The following is a 6,660-nucleotide window of genomic DNA, read 5'->3' as shown; positions in this document are numbered from 1 at the left end:
TCTATGTCGCCTCGCGCGCCCTCACCGCCAAGCAGGCCGCAGTTGCCATCCGAAGCCACTGGGCCATCGAGAACTCGCTGCACTGGGTCCTCGACGTCACCTTCAACGAGGACAAATGCCGAAGCCGAACCGGACACGGCCCCGCCAACATGGCCGTCGTCCGCCACTTCGCCTTGAACCTCGTGCGATCAATCGACGACAAGCGAAGCATCAAGCTGCGCCGAAAGCGCGCTGCAAGAAACAACAAATACCTCGAACAGATCCTCCAACCTTCAATCCGTTAACCCGGATTCAAAGCCGTGGAGTCTGCGATGGGGTGGGTCGGAAACGTCTTCCACATCGGGTACCAAGCGTCAGATTTTCACCACTAGCGCGAGGCGTATTCCGGTAGCGCAGCCATTTGCCGAGCGAGCGGGCTTCATCGCCTCCTCGACAGACTGGAAGCCGGAGGCGTACTGGTCGTCACCAAGCTCGACCGCCTCGGCCGTGACACGTTCGACATGAGCATCACCATTGCCAGGCCCGCAGAGATGGGCGTCTTAGCGCTTGGCAAGGAAATTCAATACCAATCGCCGGACCGTCATGTGTGTTAGGAACGAAAGTACACCGTCGGTTCGGTCTTAGAGTGCCGCCATAGGCGGTTTCCTGTCTATGCTAGAAGTGGTTGGCAATCATGATTGCAGCTTACATCGACGAGTTCATAATGTTTGGCGCCGGCCTATGGATGTCGGGCGTCGGCTACGGATTCCTCCAGAGGCCAAGCCAACCCCACGCTAGTCACCAGCCTTGGTGGGCGCACCTGTCTGGCCATTTTAAATGGATGGGGCCGCTCTTGCTGATAATCTCAATCGTGCTCGCCGTCGCCTCACCTTCTTGACATGTGGCCGGCTTGCCCGCGCCGGCGCCGCCTAGATGCGGCTCGTCAACGCCAGCCGGCCAGTGCCGGCACTCACTTGTTTAGGCGCGGATCGAGTCTAGGCCCGCACGATTTGGCGGCTAGGGGAACGGAACATGACCACTTTATTAAATTAGCAAGCAATGATGTATGAGAGAGCCTATATTCACCTCAGCCGGCAAACCTACCCCCCGCAAGCAGGTTAGGCTCGGCGCCAGTCCCCCTCCGAAGCGGGCCAGATCTACTTCGAGCGCTGCAGGCGCATCGTCGATGAGGCGAGACTCGCCCACGAGCAACTCGGCGAGATGCTGGCGCAGCCGAGTGGCGTGTTGCGCGTCTCTCTGCCGGTGGATTTCGCCATTGCTTTTTTTGACGCCTCACATGGCCGAATTCTGCCGCCGCTATCCCGGAATCAGCTTTGACTTCGACCTCACGCCGCGGCGGGTCGATCTGGTGGCTGAGCCTTTCGATGTTGCGATCCGCATGGGAGAGCTACCGGATCAACACTGATCGCGCCGGCTTGCCCAATTGCCGCGCTACCTCTACGCCTCGCCCCGCTACCTAGAGCTTTTCGGCGAGCCGAGCGCTCCCACCGACTTGGTCAAGCATGAGTGTTTGTGTTTCCCGAAAGGCAACACGTGGACCTTGCACGACGGGACGCAAACGGCCGAGGTTGCCGTCGGCGGCCGTTACCGGCTCAACAGCATCGGCATCATCCGGCGTATGGCGACGCTGGACCTGGGCATCGCCATGCTGGCGCAAGACGTCGTGGCCGAGGATCTGGTGGATGGACGGCTGCGTCGTGTGCTGCCGGATTGGCGGACCACCCCAATCTCGGTTCATGCGATCACTGAGACACGCCTTTTGCCAGCGAAGACGCAACGCTTCATCGAGTTGCTGCGTGAGTGCTTGGGGCAGGCTTAGCGGCGTTCCGAACCGCTTCTGAGAAAGCGTAGAATTGATTTGTCGATCGCCTAAGCCGGGAAGCACGGCGGCCGGTGACGCACCGCCGAGACCTCCGCCGGAAGTCCGTCACCCGAAGTCATGGCCACCACGGCTTGGCCGCATGGATACCCTACGCCGCCTGAACGATCTCGACCAGTTCAACGTCGAACACCAGATCCTTTCCGGCCAACGGATGATTGCCGTCGAGCTTGACACTGGCGTCGTCGACGCCGACGACCGTTACCGGCATGGGGCGCCCGTCGCGGGTTCTGGCCTGCAATCGAGTGCCGATGTCAACGTTGATGTTGTCCGGCACCTTGGCGCGGTCGATGGTCACGACCGCTTCGGGGCGGTGGGGGCCATAGGCGGCGTCGGCGGGAACGGTGACGGTGCTTTTTGCGCCGACCTCCATGCCCTCGACATGGGTTTCAAGGCCGGGGATCACTTGCCCGTCACCCAGCGTGAATTGCAGCGGTTCGCGGCCGGAAGTATCGAATTGAGTTCCGTCGGTTAAACGTCCAGTATAATTGATGCGCACGGTGTCGCCATTCTTGGCCTGTGTCATCGCAGTCATCCTTTGGGAGCTTTTGAGGGACCGGCCAGAGTTCACGGTCCCGTTTTCGATCATCCGCGCACTCGGGTGCACGGCGCGAAACCCTAAAACTAGGGGCTTGGCTGCAGATGTAAACCCGGGATGCCAATTGAGCTATGCGGGTATAACCCGCTGGCGTTCGCCGCCGCCTATTCGGTGATGTCGGCAAATCACAATTCTGTTGGTCTGCGGCCATCTGGTCGATCAGTTCGGCGCGCTCATCGCGCCGGTGTGGGGGCGTCTATTTGTTCATGTTGCTGTTCGGCATCAGCTATGGGTTCACGTTTACGCTGCTCGGCGCTCTGGCCGGAAGTGTACCGGCGAGCCAATTTCGTGGGCGTTCGGGCCATAACGGTCGCGGCAATGGTGTCAGCGCCAGGGGGGCCGAACAGCACCGATTCAACTAGCTCGCGGAGAACATTCGTGATCGCTCCGGGCAAGATGTTCAGTGCTACCAAAGGTCGAGATCCGATCCCCCTCGCGCGATTACGTGATTGACAGCGCCGGTGTCCCGCCACCCCGTTGATCTGCGACGGATTCAGGCTCACAATTGCCCAATGGGAGCGTCCTTGGGGAGCCACCGCGATGAGCATTGCCGGGTGGCAGCAAGACCCGCGACGGCAAAAGAGCTTCTGGAAGCGAACCTCCAGAATGCGCGAAGCGGTGAAGTTGTGTCGTCAAATTGGCGATCGAGATGATCCGTCAAGTTGCGCCCACCCTCAACGACAGTGACGAAGAGCTGACCGCTGACATCGTGGAAGTGGCGACGGACTTGGGGCTGTTCGTCGCGTTTGATGGTCGCGAGTAATGCCACTCTGGTTCTCTCCTCCGGTCTACGTGAGGACAGCACGAACGGGCATCCGCTATGGCGTCAACAACATTGAAGGTGCTGCTGAGGAACTGGTGACCTGGACCAAGTGCGGCCCGAAGTGGAGGCATGCGGTCGAGGCCTGTCTGGAAGGTCTGCGAGGCCGGGTATCCCCTGACGAGGTCCGTAGCGCTTTCGAGGAAGCTGCCAAGGAAGAGGGAAAGTTCCTTCCTCCCGTTGAAGCCTGAACTGAGAACCCCATCCATCTACCGCGGCCCCGATCCGGCCCAAGGTCCTTCGCTGCCTGAATTTTCGGCTAAGAATGGTTTCCTCAGGCCATCAACCTCCACGACCAATAGACGCCTATCGCCATCTGGACGACGAAAGCGGTGAAGCGAAGATTTACCGCTATCGGACTGGTCGAAACGAGATGGATAGTCGACTGCACGATCCGTGCGCCAAGGAACCAAGACGCCAATGGGTCTGTAATCTCTGTCCTTGATGTCATAATCGCAATCGCCAACAAGCCGCCGAAAATCGGCAGACCTTCGATGCAGTCGGCATGGGTGCGGGCGAGGCGCTGCATGAAAGGCGATAGTCCGGAATTGTCTGGCATGAAGCCGTTGGCCGCGACCTTGCCTGTCACGACGAGATAGGTTCGGATGATTTCCATTACCACCAGAAGAAAGAGCGCCCACGAGACAAAGCCTGTCAATGCGTAGCCCGTGCTAGACATGTTTCCTCCCAAGTCATTCCTGCCCTTTTGTTTTTTGTAGCCGATCTTCTCCGAACAGACGAGAGAGCCGCCCCGCAGGATGATCGCCCAACATTTGACTCAGAGCAAAGAATCGCCGCCGCGGTTCCCGTAAACCATCATTGCGGGGGCCAAGGTGGCGGCTTCACCGAACTAAGCCATTCCTTAAATGGCAAGCTGCGGCGCTGTCGCCACCTATCGCCCCCTGGCCCTCGCGCCCGTCGATGACCCCTCATCTGGCAATGACAGCACGAAGACGTGGCTGAGAACGTGCACGATGCGAGTCGCACTCGGGGTGGAAGGCTGTTGCTTTCGATTGAGGCGTGAACGAAGACTCTACTCGCCCTTTTGAAGTTTCTCCTGAGACTTTGCCATTTCATTGTTTCCAAGTTCCATGTTGTGCATCGTTGCAATCAACCACTCTTCATGATCCCGCGTCGCCACTAGGCTGATCAATCCGCGCCGACGCGGCCATTCGTTTCCCATCGGATCGCGCGCGCCAGTCATGGACCACCGCAGGTCAACCGTGGCGACGTCAGGGCGAACAAGCCGACTCCGCACGCTATCTGCGGATAGATGGCTGTCCTTGAACATCGTCTCAAAAATTGGGGCATGGAACTGCCCGATCTTGGCACGTCCAGTCGCCTGCATACCGAAGACGTTTGTAAACTCGGCATCTGCGGCGAATACGGCGGCGAAGGCGTGTGGATCGTGATGATTCCAAGCTTCGATCAATCGATGCGCGACACTTTCCACCCCTTCAATTGGGAGCTGATCCTTAGCCACGCTGACCTCCTGATGTCGTTTGGTTGCCATACTATATGGATCCCATATAAGTTTGCAAAGATGAATCAGCCGTACACGCAGTCTCTTCTTCTGTACGCTTATCAGTCATCGGCGAGCGCTTTGGTCCGGGTTCTCCGGGAGAGCGGCCATTCGGCAATCAAGCCCAAACACGGCGCTGTATTCGCCAACATCGACGCGGAAGGGACCCGACCCAGCGTGCTTGCACAGCGCGCGGGCATTGGCAAAGCAGCGATGGGTGAGTTGGTCGATGACCTAGAGCGCCTCGGCTATGTCCGGCGCTCGCATGATCCGAACGATCGACGGGCCAAATTAGTCGTTGCAACCACCGCGGCGCTTGCGGTGATCCGGACCGTCCACGATTTCAATCAGGGTCTCGAAGACCAATACCGAAGGCTGCTTGGTGCCCAGGCGTACGAATCGTTGCGGTCATCACTGCAAGCAATATCCCCCAGAGATGATTTGCAACCGAGGATACCTCGCCAGTGCTCGTGAAGTCGCAAGGCTAGAGAAAAAAAACTATCTCTCCGTGAATGCGCCATGAGCCATGAGCTGACCTTCCCGGCGCTTCTCCAAAGCTGCCGTTCGCGCTTCGGCCGGTGTCGGATCCAAAGCGGTTATTCGGCTCGATAGCAGTGTCAGGCACTACCTGCTCGTTTCGATCGACGGGAAGAATGGCAACATTTCACCTTCTGCGACATTCCCTCGGCCGTTGGCATTGCACTCTCTTCTGAGAGCTACATTTCACTCGCGAATTCGAGCGGCCGATAGGCAAAGGAGGCCTGTTCGCGAAGCGGATACCGACCTATCCGCCGCGGGGCACGGCGGTGGATAGTGGCGGTACTGGTCTTTTTTCCGGACAGGAAATCCAGCGATCCTGCCAATCTGCCCGCAAAACCGGTCGCCGCGCCGCCTGAAAGTCGGTGCCATCCCCGAATTTGACCGGGCCGGTCAGTCGCGCAGCCACGGTCGGGAACGCGGCGCATAAGGCCTCACTAATTATATCGGCGCGGCAATCAAATCTGATGTGACCGAAATCGTCTGCCAGCGTTGATGGGCGAATGGGGCAACAGGAGGCCGCAACAATGCACGGAATCATCACGTCAACCGCTCTCGCTCTTGCAGTGGCACTGACAAGCGTACCACTGGGGGTAGCGTCGGCGCAGGATCTGGAGCTTCATCTTGGCGATGGCGGCCCGAAGCTGCGGCTTCGCGAAAATTGCGATCCCGATCGTGAGGATTGCCGGGACCGCCGAGACTACCGACGCGAATGCTCGCCCGAGCGGGCGCTCGACAAGGCCGAGAGAATGGGCGTAAGGCGCGCCCGCATCGACGGTATCGGACGCCGCACCATCGACGTCCGCGGGCGCGACCTGGATGGCGACCGGATCGTCATAACCTTCGACCGCAGGGACCGTCGCTGTCCGGTCCTTTCGAGCGACTGATCTTCCTTCGACAAAGCCTTGCGATCTTACCCAACGGGAGTGCTGTGTGCGGCGCTCCCATAACGTTTGAAACGGCAGTCGTCCCAACGGAATCCGACATCACCCAGTCTATCCCAGCAAAGTGCGCTGCCGCTTTGAGCCGCCGACCTTGCGCCAGTTGAAACGCAAGGATTTCTCTAGATCCAGGTTTTCACCGCGCACGAATTCCCAATAGCGATCGAGCGCAGTACCCCAAGCTTTTGGATCTTCAGATACCCAGAGATCAGTTATCGACATCACGGGTTCGATCTCCATCGAGATGCTGAATTGTCCTTGGACAGCCTCTCTACCGCAATGAGGCACCCCTTTACTACGGGGTGGAAACGCTAGACCAACACCGCTTTGGCTTCGCCGTGTTCACCTTCGACGCGGCAACTC

9 protein-coding genes and 2 pseudogenes are annotated in these 6,660 nt (G+C 58.9%); 7 read left to right on the top strand and 4 right to left on the bottom strand.

All coding sequences use genetic code 11. The features are described 5' to 3' along the window. From EN859_RS22840 to EN859_RS22825, 4 genes and pseudogenes are all read left to right on the top strand, one after another. Positions 1-284: ISAs1 family transposase (locus tag EN859_RS22840; protein WP_135913548.1), on the top strand; the 284-nt coding region annotated here is incomplete at its 5' end. Between the two features lie 99 nt (positions 285-383). After that, positions 384-551, top strand: a pseudogene (locus EN859_RS39510) (recombinase family protein); the annotation flags it as partial. A 122-nt stretch (positions 552-673) separates the two neighbouring features. Next, a complete protein-coding gene (locus EN859_RS39505; protein ID WP_127854842.1) occupies positions 674-877 on the top strand; it encodes a hypothetical protein in 204 nt (67 codons plus the stop codon). Between the two features lie 242 nt (positions 878-1,119). Next, positions 1,120-1,819 (top strand): annotated as a pseudogene (locus EN859_RS22825) (substrate binding domain-containing protein); the annotation flags it as partial. A 151-nt stretch (positions 1,820-1,970) separates the two neighbouring features. Here EN859_RS22825 and EN859_RS22820 read toward each other — a convergent pair. Continuing rightward, positions 1,971-2,405, bottom strand: a complete 435-nt coding sequence (locus EN859_RS22820; protein WP_127854843.1) for a peptidylprolyl isomerase — start codon at positions 2,403-2,405, stop codon at positions 1,971-1,973. Positions 2,406-3,239: 834 nt separating this feature from the next. On the opposite strand from EN859_RS22820, the gene EN859_RS22815 reads away from it, so the two are divergent. Then, positions 3,240-3,488 (top strand): DUF982 domain-containing protein, encoded by a 249-nt coding sequence (locus EN859_RS22815; RefSeq protein ID WP_127854844.1) that lies wholly within the window; start codon positions 3,240-3,242, stop codon positions 3,486-3,488. An 83-nt stretch (positions 3,489-3,571) separates the two neighbouring features. Here EN859_RS22815 and EN859_RS22810 read toward each other — a convergent pair whose 3' ends face one another. Continuing rightward, positions 3,572-3,976, bottom strand: a complete 405-nt coding sequence (locus tag EN859_RS22810; RefSeq protein ID WP_127854845.1) for an MAPEG family protein — start codon at positions 3,974-3,976, stop codon at positions 3,572-3,574. Between the two features lie 354 nt (positions 3,977-4,330). Further along, a complete protein-coding gene (locus EN859_RS22805; RefSeq protein ID WP_127854846.1) occupies positions 4,331-4,810 on the bottom strand; it encodes an SgcJ/EcaC family oxidoreductase in 480 nt (159 codons plus the stop codon). Between EN859_RS22805 and EN859_RS22800 the strand changes: the two genes are divergently transcribed. Both EN859_RS22800 and EN859_RS22795 read left to right on the top strand, forming a co-directional pair. Continuing rightward, the gene (locus tag EN859_RS22800) at positions 4,709-5,293 is read left to right on the top strand and encodes a MarR family winged helix-turn-helix transcriptional regulator (protein ID WP_127854847.1); all 585 of its coding nucleotides are present in this window, start codon (positions 4,709-4,711) and stop codon (positions 5,291-5,293) included. The genes EN859_RS22805 and EN859_RS22800 overlap by 102 nt on opposite strands. 590 nt (positions 5,294-5,883) lie before the next feature. After that, entirely contained in the window at positions 5,884-6,243 is a 360-nt protein-coding gene (locus EN859_RS22795; protein WP_189502169.1) for a hypothetical protein, read from the top strand. Positions 6,244-6,351: 108 nt separating this feature from the next. On the opposite strand, the gene EN859_RS22790 is transcribed toward EN859_RS22795, so the two are convergent. Continuing rightward, positions 6,352-6,537 carry a hypothetical protein gene (locus EN859_RS22790; RefSeq protein WP_127854849.1) on the bottom strand — a complete coding sequence of 62 codons (186 nt, stop codon included), beginning with the start codon at positions 6,535-6,537 and terminating at the stop codon, positions 6,352-6,354. Positions 6,538-6,660 lie beyond the last annotated feature (123 nt).

Origin of the sequence: Mesorhizobium sp. M00.F.Ca.ET.216.01.1.1, from assembly GCF_004010325.2 — a bacterium.
GTDB lineage: Bacteria > Pseudomonadota > Alphaproteobacteria > Rhizobiales > Rhizobiaceae > Mesorhizobium.
Note: the sequence above shows the minus strand (reverse complement) of the source record. Positions and strands in the feature narration are given on the sequence as shown.

Excerpts from the sequence above, each read along its gene's own strand:
- EN859_RS22815 (WP_127854844.1), top strand. The coding sequence starts at position 3,240 with ATGCCACTCTGGTTCTCTCCTCCGGTCTACGTGAGGACAGCACGAACG.
- EN859_RS22795 (WP_189502169.1), top strand. The coding sequence starts at position 5,884 with ATGCACGGAATCATCACGTCAACCGCTCTCGCTCTTGCAGTGGCACTG.
- EN859_RS22790 (WP_127854849.1), bottom strand. The coding sequence starts at position 6,537 with ATGGAGATCGAACCCGTGATGTCGATAACTGATCTCTGGGTATCTGAA.
- EN859_RS22800 (WP_127854847.1), top strand. The coding sequence starts at position 4,709 with ATGATTCCAAGCTTCGATCAATCGATGCGCGACACTTTCCACCCCTTC.
- EN859_RS39505 (WP_127854842.1), top strand. The coding sequence starts at position 674 with ATGATTGCAGCTTACATCGACGAGTTCATAATGTTTGGCGCCGGCCTA.
- EN859_RS22805 (WP_127854846.1), bottom strand. The coding sequence starts at position 4,810 with ATGGCAACCAAACGACATCAGGAGGTCAGCGTGGCTAAGGATCAGCTC.
- EN859_RS22820 (WP_127854843.1), bottom strand. The coding sequence starts at position 2,405 with ATGACACAGGCCAAGAATGGCGACACCGTGCGCATCAATTATACTGGA.
- EN859_RS22810 (WP_127854845.1), bottom strand. The coding sequence starts at position 3,976 with ATGTCTAGCACGGGCTACGCATTGACAGGCTTTGTCTCGTGGGCGCTC.